We start from the raw sequence: 13,512 nt of genomic DNA on the forward strand, positions 1-13,512 counted from the left end.
GTATCCTCCACCAAAGAAAAGTAAGTATGAGAAAATAAAGAATGATTTGGAATGAGATATGTCAAACAATAGTAGTTTAAACCACCACGAACAGCTCCGTTATCGCTATCTGCTCTCTAATTTGCGTTTTTTGAATGAACATGAGAAGCAAGAATTTGACTACTTGCGTCAAAAATCGGAGTTAAAACAATCGAATCACACCAGAGTTCAACAAGACAATTCATCCACATATTTACAGTCTGTGTATGACCAAACCATGGAAATAGATGTTGAAGAGCCAACCACCAACCCGCCTAGTAAGTTTACAGAACAAGGGTTGCCCATTTTCCCAACACAGGATTCTAGATCTAGACGATCTACACGACATCAATCAAAGTTGAAATCTGAAAACCTTAATTCTTATCAGGAAGTCCCTCCCTATCCAGAAAGAATACCTGATGAAGTCTCAACCTCACCCGCTCCTAAAAAGGTGAAAAGACCGAAAAAAAAGCGAAAAAAAGGGAGGATTAAACGTTTCTTTCAACTATTGGCTATTTTACTTTTACTTGTTTTTGCAGGCATGATTTACATGTTTTATAAAGGAATGTCAGATGTCTCTAGCGGAAAAACTAATTATTCGCCTGCAGTTACAGAGGAATTTAATGGTGTTGATACAGCAGATGGTACTAATATTCTAATTTTGGGGAGTGATCAGCGGATCACTCAAGGGTCATCTGATGCTCGTACAGATACTATCATGGTTATGAACATCGGCAATAAAGATGGTAAGATTAAGCTAGTTAGTTTTATGCGTGATACTTTAGTTAATATTCCAAATGTTAGTTACGGAGATTCTTACGATCAAAAACTTAATGTAGCATTTAATATCGGTGAACAAGATAATAATCAAGGAGCTGAATTGATGCGTCAGACCTTGAAGAATAATTTTGATCTTGATATAAAATATTATGTTATGGTTGATTTTGAGACCTTTGCTGAAGCAGTTGACACACTTTTCCCAAATGGTGTCGAGATTAATGCTAAATTTCATACGATTAATGGGGAAGAAGTAAGTTCTGTTGAAGTGCCAAATGATATTGGGTTTGGAGATCAGTCTACGGCCTATCAAACGATCAAGGTGGGCAAACAACGGATGAATGGTCAAACACTTTTAAATTATGCTCGTTTCAGAAGTGATGATTCTGCTGATTTCGGTCGTACAGAACGCCAACAGCAAGTAATTTCAGCACTCATTAGTCAGGTTAAAGATCCGACTAAACTCTTTACCGGTTCAGCAGCCATTGGAAAAATTTATGCATTGACCTCAACCAACATTTCCTATCCTCTTCTTCTTAAGGAAGGATTATCAACTATGATTGGTGGTAAAGGTATCGAGCACATAACTGTTCCATCACAAGGAGATTGGGTGGATGAGTATGATATGTATGGTGGTTTAGGAATCTTGATCGATTTTGAAAAATATCAAGGACAATTAGCTGACCTTGGCTTACGGTAAATATGATATAATAGGGAGATGACAATCTCTCTTTTTTCATTTTGAAAATAGCAGAGCTTCGTAAGAGAAAGAGGAAAACATGTTACAAAAGAACGATATTGTAGAAGTTGAGGTTTCTGACCTTAGTCATGATGGTGCAGGTATTGCCAAAGTTGACGGGCTTGTTTTTTTTGTTGAAAATGCCTTGCCAACAGAAATTATACAAATGCGTGTGCTAAAAATTAAAAAGAATATTGGTTTTGGTAGGGTTGAAAATTACCTAACTAAGTCTGTCTTTCGTAATGATGCGGTTGATACAGCTTATTTACGTACTGGTATTGCTGATTTTGGTCACTTGGCCTATAGCGAACAACTTAAATACAAGGCTAAGCAAGTTAGGGATAACCTTTACAAGACTGCAGGAATTTCTGATGTTGAAGTCTTGGAGACGATAGGTATGACTATTCCCTACGCCTACCGCAACAAAGCTCAAGTGCCTGTTCGTCGTATCAAGGGACAGTTAGAAACTGGTTTTTTCCGAAAAAACTCCCATGAATTAATGCCTATTGAAGATTATTACATTCAAAACAAGGAGATAGATAGACTGATTAATTTCACGCGGGATTTGCTGCGTCGCTTTGATCTAAAGCCCTATGATGAAGCAGAGCAGACTGGTCTGATTCGCAATTTGGTCGTCCGCCGAGGACATTACACTGGACAAATGATGCTGGTTTTGGTCACTACCCGCCCCAAGATTTTTCGCATTGAACAGCTGATAGCAGAGCTTATTATTGAATTTCCAGAAGTAAAATCAATCGTTCAAAACATTAATGATAAAAATACCAATGCTATCTTTGGCGATGATTTTAGAACTCTTTATGGTAAAGATACAATTGTTGATAGTATGTTGGGCAATCAATATGAGATTTCGGCTCGTTCATTTTATCAAGTTAACACTGAAATGGCTGAAAAGCTTTATCAAACGGCTATCGATTTTTCAGAATTGACGGCTGATGATGTAGTGATTGATGCCTACTCAGGGATTGGGACGATTGGGCTTTCGTTTGCTAAAAATGTCAAAGAGGTTTACGGCGTCGAAGTGATTGAGGAAGCCGTTGAAGATGCTAAGCGCAATGCAACTTTGAATGGGATTAAAAATGCACATTATGTGGTTGATTCGGCTGAGAACGCTATGGCACAATGGAACAGACAGGGCATCAAGCCTGATGTTATTCTAGTTGATCCGCCACGTAAAGGTTTGACCGAAAGTTTCATCAAAGCAAGCGCAGACATGTCACCAAGAAAAATCACCTACATCTCCTGCAATCCAGCTACCATGGCGCGTGACATCAAACGTTACGAAGAATTGGGCTATAAATTGCAAAAAGTGCAGCCAGTGGATTTGTTTCCGCAGACGCATCACGTGGAGTGCGTAGTGTTGCTACAACGAAGCAACGGGTAAAAATCCTTTATTTTAAGCACTTTTTCAAGCATTTTGTCTTTATTGAAAAGAGTGATTTTGACATAAAAAAGGTTCAAAAAAAGTACATTGATGTGAATGTCTGTTTGGATGTCGACTGCGTAGACAAAAAATAGATACGTCATAAAAAATAATAGTTCAGCGAGAACATTTTACTAAGTGTTCTCGTTTTTTTATTTTCAGGAGGAATTCATGAAAAAGAAGGAACAATCATCACGCCAAATCGTGATGTGTCATCTTGTGGCTATTTTAGGAGTTGATATTGTGAAAGCAACACAGCTAATTGATGAAATGGAACAACCAGGTTTAATCCGATTTGATGAATTTGGAAATGTTGGAATATTAGTCTTGGAGGGACAATCATGAAACGAATTACCGCTAATCAGTATCAGACATCAGAGCGTTATTATAAACTCCCTAAAATTTTGTTTGAGAGTGAACGTTATAAGGATATAAAGCTGGAGGTTAAGGTAGCCTACGCGGTTTTAAAAGATAGGTTGGAGCTGTCTTTGAGTAAGGGCTGGATTGATGAGGATGGGGCTATTTACTTGATTTATTCCAATTCAAATCTGATGGCACTTTTAGGCTGTTCAAAGTCAAAATTACTCTCTATCAAGAAAACCTTACGTGACTATGGCTTAATTGATGAAGTCCAACAGTCCTCTAGTGAAAAAGGTCGAATGGCAAATAAAATTTACTTGGGGGAATTAGAACATGAAACTACCCCAGTCTTACATACTGACGGGGCTAGTGTTAAAAAAACACTAGGGGAGTCTCAAAGAAAGACGGGGCCGGTCTTAAATTCAGCCCCTAGTGAGACTGAAGGAAGTGAGACTAAATATAGTGAAACTGAAGGGAGTGATTTCCTTATTGAGGACGAGGAGGAGAGGCAGCTGGTAGATGAGAAACAAGAAGAGAACTTTACTTCAAAAGTTGATGGCGTGACCAAGTACGATCGAGACTATATTTGGGGTTTGGTTCATGACCAGTTAAGACAGACAGGTCTATCTCAGTCAGCTAGTGACTATGCCATGATTTATTTTAGTGACCGTTATCAGTATGCTTTGGAACATATGCGATTTGCTCGGTCAGCGGAAGTAATAGCTGAATACGTATTTAATGGTGTGCTGTCAGAGTGGACCAAGCAACTGAGACGACAAGAAGTAAAAGGAGGTGAATAAGATGATTTGGTGGATACTAGGTGGAATCTATCTGATTTCTATCATCATTTTGATTGTTGAAATCATCCGTGCACCAGATATGGATGATCATATATAGGCAAGAGTTTTACATGTGTAAGGCTCTTTTTTAGTTGGAAAGAGAGGAAAAATGAAATTTTTAGATTTATTTGCTGGGATAGGCGGTTTTAGGCTAGGGATGGAATCACAGGGTCATAAATGCCTGGGCTTTTGTGAAATTGATAAATTCGCCAGAACATCTTATAAAGCCATGTTTAACACAGAAGGAGAAATAGAATACCATGACATTAAAGAGGTCACAGACCATGACTTTAGACAATTTAGAGGGCAAGTGGACATCATCTGCGGGGGATTTCCTTGCCAAGCATTTTCACTCGCAGGCAGACGATTGGGATTTGAAGATACTCGAGGGACTCTCTTTTTTGAGATTGCTCGAGCGGCCAAACAAATCCAACCACGTTTTCTATTTTTGGAAAACGTCAAAGGCCTACTCAATCACGACGAGGGACGGACGTTCGCCACAATCCTCTCCACGATGGATGAATTGGGGTATGATGTCGAATGGCAGGTGCTTAACAGTAAGGACTTCCAAGTCCCGCAGAACAGAGAGCGGGTCTTTATTATCGGACATTCTAGAAGATACCGTTCCAGATTCATATTTCCTCTCAGAAGAGAAAACAGCCCAGCTCATCTTGAAAGGCTAGGAAATATCAATCCCTCTAAACGTGGTTTGAATGGTGAAGTCTATCTGACGAATGGACTTGCTCCTACACTAACAAGAGGTAAAGGAGAGGGAGCAAAAATCGCCATTCCAGTCTTAACACCAGATAGACTTGAAAAACGCCAACATGGTCGTCGATTTAAGGATAATCAAGACCCTATGTTTACTTTGACCAGTCAAGACAAACACGGGGTTGTTGTCGCAGGAAATCTGCCGACTAGCTTTGACCAGACCGGTAGAGTATTTGACATTTCTGGCTTATCACCGACCTTGACCACCATGCAAGGTGGAGACAAGGTGCCAAAGATTTTGCTGAGGGAGGAGCTACCATTTCTGAAAATCAAGGAAGCCACAAAAACAGGGTACGCAAAGGCAACTCTTGGAGACTCTGTCAATCTGGCTTATCCAGCCTCAACCAAACGTAGGGGACGTGTGGGAAAGGGAATATCCAATACCTTGACAACTTCAGACAATATGGGAGTGGTGGTTGCTGCTCTGGAATATCGACAGGATAAGTGGTATGAAGTCACAGGCATTGTCTTAGAGGGGAAACTTTATCGCCTGAGAATAAGACGACTGACACCAAGAGAGTGTTTCAGACTTCAAGGCTTTCCTGACTGGGCTTATGAAAGAGCAGAGAGTGTTTCTAGTAAGAGCCAACTATACAAACAGGCCGGCAATAGCGTGACTGTCACAGTTATTGAAGCCATTGCCAGAGAATTTAGAAGAACGGAAGAGGAAGAAAAACATGAACCTACTACATAAGAAAAGTATCCTAGATTGTACTGAATTAGAAGAACATATTCACCAAGTTGAAACCAATCAGTTATTACAAAAGATACTGTCGCTCCCCAATTTTGATTGTGACTTTGAGGTGACTTTTGAAGATGATTACCACAAGGAGATGAATGATCCCCTATTCTACGAATCCAATCTTCATCGGATTTCGGATTTTATGGAAACTAGGGATATTAAAAATGGTGTAGATACACTATTGACGAAAGACAATCACCTGGCCTTTCGTGCCTTTGGTGAAAATTATTCTGCTAGGGGAAAGGATGGCATTTTAACGACTTTAGTGACGGTCAAGTGCTTTGGTGAAGGACGGATGCCCATTGATATGAGTCGCTATTTCTCAACTCCTGAACCAACAGTTGAAAATAGCCTAACCCTATAAGGAGGTGCCTATGCTTGAGGTATATCTAGGAAATAATGTCAATACAAATCAAGACTTACTAACCATTTTGACGACCTATGGTGTGACTTATCGTTGTATAAAAGCGTGTGATGTAAACCGTGAAATCTTACTGTCACTCTTTGCCAAAACCACGGATTGTTTTGAGTTGCTGTCGCCACGATTTCTTCGCTTTAAGCGTCAATATACGATAAGTTTGAATGAGATGATTCAGCTTATTCTCCAAAAGCCAGACCAAAACCTTCGGCTGCCTCTCATTGTCTGTCAGAATCATGTCTATCCAGCTATTGGGCTAGACGAAGTGCGTACCTTTCTTCCCAGACAAGTAAAAGAAGAGCTGTTTCAGGCCAGTCTGATGAAACAGGTGACAGGGAAGGTGTGAAGATGAATGAACGATTTTGGGACAATTTAGAAATCATTCTGGCAGAAAAAGACCTCACTTGGGCAGAACTAGCTCGCAAAGTATTCAACGGTCAATACGTTTATCCAAGTGAGTTTAATCGCCTCTATCAAAAATTACGGCATTACAAATCGAATCGTCTGATGCCACAAACTAGATGGGTTGAGCGAATCGTTCTAGTCTTAGATATTGATTATGAAGATTTATTCAAGAGGTGACAATGATAAGGATAGTGTTGTTTTTTCTAGCCATACAGCTTAACAGTCTTCTGGTGAGTTTATACCTGAAAGAGTATCTGACAATAGAGAGTGTAGTCTTGCTACAATTGGTCCTATTAAGTGTGACTTGCCTAGAGATTGCCCGTCATAAAACTGTTCAATTAAAATTTGTGGGCGTACAAAATCGCCTAAGTTGGTTGCTTCTTGGCTTTGTGGCTATGTTTGCTTTTGCAGTCTTCATCAGCTTCCTATTTCCAGTTCAGACTAGGAATCAAGCGGTCTTGTTACAAGTAGGAAAACAGGTTCCTCATGTTATCTTTTTATTGTTTCTGGTCAATGCAAGTCTCCTTGAAGAGATTGTTTATAGGCAATTGCTGTGGGAAAAATTGACATTCCCTTTTGTACAAATAGGCGTAACCAGTTTTCTCTTTGTTCTATCCCATGGACCCAATCAGTTAGGGAGTTGGCTCATGTATAGCTGTCTTGGCTTGACCTTGGCTGTTGTTCGATTGAAAACTGATTGTATGACGGCAATCGCCTTACATTTACTTTGGAATAGTTTGGCTTATGTCGTAACTTTCTTGTGATACCAAAATCAAGAGTGCTTCCGTATTATGGAAGCACCTTATGTTTGATAGGGAATCGAAAAAAGAGGAGGTCACCATGTCATCTGAACAACAAGAACGTCAAGCGATGCAATACGTAGAAAGAAGTAGTTTATTGACAGTTAGAACCCTCTTAAAGCTCTTAGAATGGTCGGCTAGGCAAGCCTTAGCTCAAGATTCAGCTTATAAGATTGGGGTTCAAAAACTGGAAGAACTCCTTCAAAGCCCTTACGCAATTGAAGCGATAGATGTTAGTAAAGACATACTGGATAAGCCAATCGATGTGGAGAAATTTAAGGAGTTGATGGAGTCAGAAAAACTGCCAATTGCAATTAGTTGGCAAAAAGACTATCTCTACTTTTATGCCAAGGATAAGACCTTGCTCGATCATCACTTGGACGAACTGGTGAAGAAACTGATGTCTAATCCAGAAAAGTTAGAAGGTCTAACCTTTGATAAAACCTTGGACCAAGAGATAGAACTGGCCAAAGAAAAAATAAGAGTGACAGAACCTTCGGCAGTCAAAACCAAGGAGGTGACCTTGTAATGTATTCAAGACGAAAAGCTTTAGTCTTTGGACTCATGGGGCTCGCCTTTGGTTATTTCTGCCATCGTCTAACCCTGCTCTATGATAGTTTAACCAATGCCCCACCTATGGAACGTTTTGCCTACCTCTTAGGAGAGGGGTTAAATCAGGTTTTCAATCCTTTATGGCTATTTTCCTTTACTCAAAAATCTCTTCTTGCCTTTATCCTTGGGGTTCTAATGATGACACTAGTCTATCTTTATGTATCGACAGGACAGAAAGTCTATCGAGAAGGGGAAGAATACGGTTCTGCACGATTTGGAAACAGTAAGGAAAAGCGGAACTTTTACAGTAAGAATCCTTTCAATGACACGATTATGGCTCGTGATGTTCGTCTAACCTTGTTGGAAAAGAAGAAACCCCAGTTTGACCGAAATAAAAATTTGATTGTCATTGGGGGTTCTGGGGCAGGTAAGACCTTTCGCTTTGTGAAACCCAACCTTATCCAACTTAATTGTTCCAATATTGTCGTAGATCCTAAAGACCATTTGGCTGAGAAGACAGGTAAACTCTTTTTAGAAAACGGTTATCAGGTCAAGGTTTTAGATTTGGTTAATATGACCAATTCAGACGGTTTTAATCCCTTTCGCTATGTGGAAACGGAGAATGATTTGAACCGCATGTTAACGGTCTATTTTAACAATACCCGTGGGTCTGGTTCTCGCAGTGATCCATTTTGGGACGAAGCTTCCATGACATTGGTGAGAGCTATTGCCTCTTATTTGGTAGATTTTTACAATCCACCAGGAAGTTCCAAGCAAGAGCAGGAAGCAAGACGTAAGCGTGGCCGTTATCCAGCCTTTTCTGAGATTGGGAAACTCATCAAACTCTTATCAAAGGGAGATAATCAGGACAAAAGTGTTCTTGAAGTCCTGTTTGAAGATTACGCTAAAAAATACGGTCATGAGAACTTTACCATGAGAAACTGGGCGGATTTTCAGAACTACAAGGACAAGACCTTGGATTCGGTCATTGCTGTGACGACCGCTAAGTTCGCCCTTTTTAATATTCAATCGGTGATTGATTTGACGCAAAAAGACACTATGGATTTGAAAACGTGGGGCACTCAAAAGACCATGGTATATCTTGTTATTCCAGATAATGATACGACCTTTCGTTTCCTATCTGCTTTATTTTTCTCTACGGTTTTCGCCACTTTGACCAGACAGGCTGATGTGGACTTTAAAGGGCAACTGCCTATTCATGTTAGAAGCTATCTGGATGAGTTTGCGAATGTCGGAGAAATCCCAGACTTTGCCGAACAAACCTCAACGGTTCGCTCTAGAAACATGAGCTTAGTTCCTATCTTGCAAAATATCGCTCAACTCCAAGGACTTTATAAGGAAAAAGAGGCTTGGAAAACTATACTGGGGAACTGTGACAGCCTCCTCTATTTGGGTGGAAATGACGAGGAAACTTTCAAATTTATGAGTGGTCTATTAGGCAAACAAACCATTGATGTCAGAAGTACCAGTCGTTCTTTTGGGCAGACGGGTTCAAGTTCTACCTCTCACCAGAAAATTGCCCGTGACTTGATGACGGCTGATGAAGTCGGGAATATGAAACGAGATGAGTGCCTCGTAAGAATTGCAGGAGTGCCAGTATTTAGATCAAAGAAATATTTTCCACTCAAACATAAGAATTGGAAATGGCTTGCAGATAAGGAATCTGATGAACGCTGGTGGCACTACCACATCAATCCCCTAATCACTGAGGAAGAGATAGATTTGTCAGGCCATAAAATAAGGGATTTAAGCACAGAAACGACACTACATTAATAGAAATGAGGAATTATATGAATCAAAAACTAACAGGCTTTGTTTACGGAGTGGACGCCAGCTCCATGTTCTCTCAAGCCATGTCTCTATTACAAAAAGGCTTAATTGCAGTAGGGGCCTTTCTTGTTGTCATGGGCATTATCAACCTTTCAACCAACATTAAAGATGGTGGGCCAGGTGTCCGAAATGCCATTCTAGAAATTGTTGGTGGGGTCATGGTGGGAGCCGCTGGTGCTTTTGTGACACAGATTACCATTTAGGGGAGGACAGCACATGACATGATGATGAATTTTACGTCACCTTTTGTATTTCTAGCCTCTGAAAAAGTATCTAGCGATAGCCTTTTTGAAGGGTTTCAAGTGGATTTAGAATCAACCGCCAACTTGATTAAGTCACTAGCGGACTTTAATCCGACGGTGTGGTCTTACATGACAGCCATTACCAAGGGGATTATGCAACCTTTGGGAGTAGCTATTCTTGCGGTTGTTCTCGTACTCGAATTTTCAAAAATGGCCAAGAAAATCGCAAACTCAGGTGGTGCAATGACCTTTGAAGCCATGGCACCTATGATTGTCAGCTACATCATGGTCGCGGTCGTGATTACCAATACGACGGTTATTGTGGAAGCCATTATTGCCATTGCCTCTTATGTTATTGAACAAGTGGCAAGTCTTGTCACGAATGGTGGTGCTAATTATGATACCATCTCAGGCATTAAGGGATCTGGAATTGTAGGAAAAATGATTATTGGCTTTTTTGCGATTCTCATTTGGTTGGTACGAATGGCCAGCATCATGGTTGTCAATATCTTGATTACCATTCGCTTTATCCAACTCTATCTGATGATTCCTTTTGCCCCTGTTACCATTCCGACCTTCCTTAGTGATGACTGGAGAAGTGTTGGGATTGGTTACCTTAAAAACATCATGGTCTATGCCGTTCAAGGTATTTTGATTTTTCTAATTGTATCTCTTGTTCCCTTGTTTGAATCGGCTGGAAAGATTGCCGTATCAAATGGAGCTGGAGTTATGGAATCACTCGTCATTATGTTTGGTGGCTTGGTACAGGCCATATTGTTAATCATTGCCTTAGTTGGCAGTCAACGAACCGCCCGAAGTATTTTGGGGATGTAGGAGGATGGGTGTAAATTGCCCGCCTCCTCTTTTTATAGCTTATTTAGATTGGAGAACATTTATGAACACACGTGTCTTTAAGGACATTTCAAAGGTTCAACACAGGGCATGGCTGGGATTTACAACTAGACAGGTTATTTTTGTATTTCCAGCCGTCGCCCTAACCATTTTGGTATTGGGCTTGAACCTATTTTACTGGCAATTTGGGGATTGGTTTGTCTATGGTTTTGTTTTTAGCTTTACCATTCCACTCATGTTATTTGGGGTCTATCGCCCCAACGATTTACCATTTGAAACCTACCTCAAGTACCGTTTTCATTTTGAACTAACGGTGCCAGACCGCACATTTACTGGAAGAAAAGGAGACCAACGTGAAAAAATTAAAACACTCAATGAAACCAAAGAAACCTTCTAATGACCAAAAGCAAAAGACGAAAACACAGAAGCAGGAGATCAGACCTTCTACCGTAAATACGTTAGCCTATCAAGGGCTTTTTCAGAATGGCCTTATGCAGGTCAGCCCAAGCTATTTCTCACAAACCTATCTCTTAGGAGATGTCAATTATCAAACAGTTGGCTTAGAAGATAAGGGAGCTATCGTGGAGAAATATTCCGATTTAATCAATTCACTGGATGATCAGACCAATTTCCAACTGACTATTTTCAATCAAAAAGTTAATTTGGAAAAATTCCGTAAGAGTATTCTCTATCCCTTGCAGGAAGATGGGTTTGATGCTTATCGTGATGAATTGAATCGCATGATGGATGCCAACTTAGAGGCGGGTGAGAACAATTTTTCAGCCGTTAAGTTTCTTTCATTTGGCAAGAGCGACCAAACACCAAAACTAGCTTTTCGTTCTCTGTCACAAATTGGGGAATATTTCAAGAGTGGCTTTTCAGAGATTGATGTATCTCTTGGTTTGCTCGGTGGAGAGGAGCGAGTGAATGTCCTTGCGGATATGTTGCGGGGTGAAAATCATTTACCGTTCTCTTACAAGGATTTGACCCTCTCAGGTCAAACTACCAAACACTTTATTGCACCAACCTATCTTTCCTTTAAACACAAGAATCATATTGAATTGGACGATCGATTATTACAGATTGTCTATGTTCGTGACTATGGTATGGAGCTAGGGGATAAATTTATTCGAGACTTGATGCAGTCAGATTTGGAAGTGATGATGAGCTTACATGCTAAAGGCTCTACCAAGTCTGAAACCATGACCAAGCTGCGAACCAAGAAGACCTTGATGGAATCGCAAAAGATTGGGGAACAACAAAAAATGGCTCGGACTGGAATCTATTTGGAGAAGGTCGGCCATGTTCTTGAGAACAACATCGATGAAGCTGAAGCTCTTCTTCAAACCATGACCCAAACAGGAGATAAACTGTTTGACACCGTATTTCTAATTGGCGTGCTGGCGGATACTGAAGATCAACTCAAACAATCTCTTGATATTATCAAGCAAGTGGCTGGGTCAAATGATATGATTATCGATAACTTGACCTGTATGCAAGAAGCTGCCTTTAATAGTCTCTTGCCATTTGGGAAGAACTATCTCGAAGGTATTTCTCGGTCTCTATTGACTTCAAACATTGCCGTGAATGCCCCTTGGACTTCCGTAGATATTCAGGACAAGGGTGGGAAATTTTATGGCATCAATCAAATCTCAAGTAATATCATCAGTATTGACCGTGGCAAGTTAAATACTCCGTCAGGTTTGATTTTAGGGACTTCTGGAGCTGGCAAAGGGATGGCGACAAAACATGAAATCATCTCAACTAAGCTCAAGGAAGCAGATAGTGATACTGAAATTATTATTGTTGACCCAGAAAATGAGTACAGTATTATCGGTCAAGCCTTTGGTGGGGAGAGTATTGATATTGCCCCAGATTCCACTACCTTCTTAAATGTCTTAGATCTATCTGATGAGAATATGGACGAGGATCCAGTTAAGGTTAAGTCCGAATTTCTCTTGTCTTGGATTGGGAAGCTCTTGGATCGCAAAATGGATGGTCGTGAAAAATCCTTGATTGACCGTGTGACACGACTCACCTATAAGCATTTTAACACACCGTCCTTGGTCGAATGGGTCTTTGTCTTAGCTCAACAACCTGAACAGGAAGCTAAGGACTTGGCACTGGATATGGAACTCTATGTGGAAGGGTCGCTGGACATATTTTCACATCGGACCAATATTAAAACAGACAGTCATTTCCTGATTTACAATGTCAAAAAGTTAGGCGATGAATTAAAACAGATTGCCCTCATGGTTATCTTTGACCAGATTTGGAATCGGGTGGTCAAAAACCAAAAGCTAGGTAAGAAGACCTGGATTTACTTTGATGAAATGCAGCTACTTCTATTGGACAAATATGCCTCTGATTTCTTCTTTAAACTCTGGAGTCGTGTCCGTAAGTATGGGGCGATACCGACAGGCATTACTCAGAATGTAGAAACGCTTCTTTTGGATGCCAATGGTAGACGCATTATTGCCAATAGCGAGTTCATGATTCTTTTAAAACAGGCTAAGAGTGATCGTGAAGAGCTGGTGCATATGCTTGGGCTTTCTAAAGAGCTGGAGAAGTACTTAGTTAATCCTGAAAAGGGGGCAGGCTTAATTAAGGCCGGTTCCACCGTTGTCCCATTCAAGAATAAGATTCCACAACACACCAAGCTCTTTGACATCATGAGTACGGACCCTGAAAAAATGAGGACATGA

At 40.5% G+C, this 13,512-nt stretch carries 15 protein-coding genes; all 15 read left to right on the forward strand.

Annotated elements, in window-relative coordinates:
* Nucleotides 1-58: 58 nt before the first annotated feature.
* The 15 genes from ABZ559_RS04730 to ABZ559_RS04800 all read left to right on the forward strand — a co-directional run bounded on the left by ABZ559_RS04730 (nucleotide 59) and on the right by ABZ559_RS04800 (nucleotide 13,512).
* The gene (locus ABZ559_RS04730) at nucleotides 59-1,495 is read left to right on the forward strand and encodes an LCP family protein (protein WP_367007394.1); all 1,437 of its coding nucleotides are present in this window, start codon (nucleotides 59-61) and stop codon (nucleotides 1,493-1,495) included.
* 79 nt (nucleotides 1,496-1,574) lie between these two features.
* Nucleotides 1,575-2,936, forward strand: a complete 1,362-nt coding sequence (gene rlmD / locus ABZ559_RS04735) for a 23S rRNA (uracil(1939)-C(5))-methyltransferase RlmD (RefSeq protein WP_367007395.1) — start codon at nucleotides 1,575-1,577, stop codon at nucleotides 2,934-2,936.
* A gap of 210 nt (nucleotides 2,937-3,146) precedes the next feature.
* Nucleotides 3,147-3,320 (forward strand): hypothetical protein, encoded by a 174-nt coding sequence (locus ABZ559_RS04740; protein ID WP_000726045.1) that lies wholly within the window; start codon nucleotides 3,147-3,149, stop codon nucleotides 3,318-3,320.
* On the forward strand, nucleotides 3,317-4,135 hold the full coding sequence (locus tag ABZ559_RS04745) for a replication initiator protein A (protein ID WP_000822780.1): 819 nt from the start codon (nucleotides 3,317-3,319) through the stop codon (nucleotides 4,133-4,135). The genes ABZ559_RS04740 and ABZ559_RS04745 overlap by 4 nt, the downstream gene beginning before the upstream one ends.
* Nucleotides 4,136-4,283: 148 nt before the next feature.
* Nucleotides 4,284-5,639, forward strand: a complete 1,356-nt coding sequence (gene dcm, locus ABZ559_RS04750) for a DNA (cytosine-5-)-methyltransferase (protein ID WP_278025173.1) — start codon at nucleotides 4,284-4,286, stop codon at nucleotides 5,637-5,639.
* Nucleotides 5,623-6,051, forward strand: coding sequence for a hypothetical protein (locus ABZ559_RS04755; protein ID WP_011922469.1), 429 nt, complete (start codon nucleotides 5,623-5,625; stop codon nucleotides 6,049-6,051). Before dcm ends, ABZ559_RS04755 begins: the two co-directional genes overlap by 17 nt.
* 10 nt (nucleotides 6,052-6,061) lie before the next feature.
* Nucleotides 6,062-6,451: an arsenate reductase gene (locus ABZ559_RS04760; RefSeq protein ID WP_024399353.1), complete on the forward strand. Its 390-nt coding sequence runs from the start codon at nucleotides 6,062-6,064 to the stop codon at nucleotides 6,449-6,451.
* Nucleotides 6,452-6,453: 2 nt separating this feature from the next.
* Nucleotides 6,454-6,687 carry a hypothetical protein gene (locus tag ABZ559_RS04765; RefSeq protein ID WP_001005708.1) on the forward strand — a complete coding sequence of 78 codons (234 nt, stop codon included), beginning with the start codon at nucleotides 6,454-6,456 and terminating at the stop codon, nucleotides 6,685-6,687.
* Nucleotides 6,688-6,689: 2 nt separating this feature from the next.
* Nucleotides 6,690-7,274: a CPBP family intramembrane glutamic endopeptidase gene (locus tag ABZ559_RS04770; RefSeq protein WP_024399354.1), complete on the forward strand. Its 585-nt coding sequence runs from the start codon at nucleotides 6,690-6,692 to the stop codon at nucleotides 7,272-7,274.
* Nucleotides 7,275-7,350: 76 nt separating this feature from the next.
* Nucleotides 7,351-7,839 carry a hypothetical protein gene (locus ABZ559_RS04775; protein WP_024392286.1) on the forward strand — a complete coding sequence of 163 codons (489 nt, stop codon included), beginning with the start codon at nucleotides 7,351-7,353 and terminating at the stop codon, nucleotides 7,837-7,839.
* Nucleotides 7,839-9,656 carry a VirD4-like conjugal transfer protein, CD1115 family gene (locus tag ABZ559_RS04780; protein WP_105118396.1) on the forward strand — a complete coding sequence of 606 codons (1,818 nt, stop codon included), beginning with the start codon at nucleotides 7,839-7,841 and terminating at the stop codon, nucleotides 9,654-9,656. The genes ABZ559_RS04775 and ABZ559_RS04780 overlap by 1 nt, the downstream gene beginning before the upstream one ends.
* A 17-nt stretch (nucleotides 9,657-9,673) precedes the next feature.
* Nucleotides 9,674-9,916, forward strand: a complete 243-nt coding sequence (locus tag ABZ559_RS04785) for a hypothetical protein (RefSeq protein WP_001072182.1) — start codon at nucleotides 9,674-9,676, stop codon at nucleotides 9,914-9,916.
* A gap of 18 nt (nucleotides 9,917-9,934) precedes the next feature.
* Nucleotides 9,935-10,789 (forward strand): conjugal transfer protein TrbL, encoded by an 855-nt coding sequence (locus ABZ559_RS04790; protein WP_079732919.1) that lies wholly within the window; start codon nucleotides 9,935-9,937, stop codon nucleotides 10,787-10,789.
* Between the two features lie 61 nt (nucleotides 10,790-10,850).
* The gene (locus tag ABZ559_RS04795) at nucleotides 10,851-11,204 is read left to right on the forward strand and encodes a PrgI family protein (RefSeq protein ID WP_053865965.1); all 354 of its coding nucleotides are present in this window, start codon (nucleotides 10,851-10,853) and stop codon (nucleotides 11,202-11,204) included.
* Complete coding sequence (locus ABZ559_RS04800) at nucleotides 11,161-13,512, forward strand: VirB4-like conjugal transfer ATPase, CD1110 family (RefSeq protein ID WP_367007396.1); 2,352 nt, start codon at nucleotides 11,161-11,163, stop codon at nucleotides 13,510-13,512. Before ABZ559_RS04795 ends, ABZ559_RS04800 begins: the two co-directional genes overlap by 44 nt.

Source organism: Streptococcus sp. ZY19097 (assembly GCF_040731245.1).
Lineage (GTDB): Bacteria > Bacillota > Bacilli > Lactobacillales > Streptococcaceae > Streptococcus > Streptococcus orisratti.

Excerpts from the sequence above, each read along its gene's own strand:
- ABZ559_RS04730 (WP_367007394.1), top strand. The coding sequence starts at position 59 with ATGTCAAACAATAGTAGTTTAAACCACCACGAACAGCTCCGTTATCGC.
- rlmD (WP_367007395.1), top strand. The coding sequence starts at position 1,575 with ATGTTACAAAAGAACGATATTGTAGAAGTTGAGGTTTCTGACCTTAGT.
- ABZ559_RS04740 (WP_000726045.1), top strand. The coding sequence starts at position 3,147 with ATGAAAAAGAAGGAACAATCATCACGCCAAATCGTGATGTGTCATCTT.
- ABZ559_RS04745 (WP_000822780.1), top strand. The coding sequence starts at position 3,317 with ATGAAACGAATTACCGCTAATCAGTATCAGACATCAGAGCGTTATTAT.
- dcm (WP_278025173.1), top strand. The coding sequence starts at position 4,284 with ATGAAATTTTTAGATTTATTTGCTGGGATAGGCGGTTTTAGGCTAGGG.
- ABZ559_RS04755 (WP_011922469.1), top strand. The coding sequence starts at position 5,623 with ATGAACCTACTACATAAGAAAAGTATCCTAGATTGTACTGAATTAGAA.
- ABZ559_RS04760 (WP_024399353.1), top strand. The coding sequence starts at position 6,062 with ATGCTTGAGGTATATCTAGGAAATAATGTCAATACAAATCAAGACTTA.
- ABZ559_RS04765 (WP_001005708.1), top strand. The coding sequence starts at position 6,454 with ATGAATGAACGATTTTGGGACAATTTAGAAATCATTCTGGCAGAAAAA.
- ABZ559_RS04770 (WP_024399354.1), top strand. The coding sequence starts at position 6,690 with ATGATAAGGATAGTGTTGTTTTTTCTAGCCATACAGCTTAACAGTCTT.
- ABZ559_RS04775 (WP_024392286.1), top strand. The coding sequence starts at position 7,351 with ATGTCATCTGAACAACAAGAACGTCAAGCGATGCAATACGTAGAAAGA.
- ABZ559_RS04780 (WP_105118396.1), top strand. The coding sequence starts at position 7,839 with ATGTATTCAAGACGAAAAGCTTTAGTCTTTGGACTCATGGGGCTCGCC.
- ABZ559_RS04785 (WP_001072182.1), top strand. The coding sequence starts at position 9,674 with ATGAATCAAAAACTAACAGGCTTTGTTTACGGAGTGGACGCCAGCTCC.
- ABZ559_RS04790 (WP_079732919.1), top strand. The coding sequence starts at position 9,935 with ATGATGATGAATTTTACGTCACCTTTTGTATTTCTAGCCTCTGAAAAA.
- ABZ559_RS04795 (WP_053865965.1), top strand. The coding sequence starts at position 10,851 with ATGAACACACGTGTCTTTAAGGACATTTCAAAGGTTCAACACAGGGCA.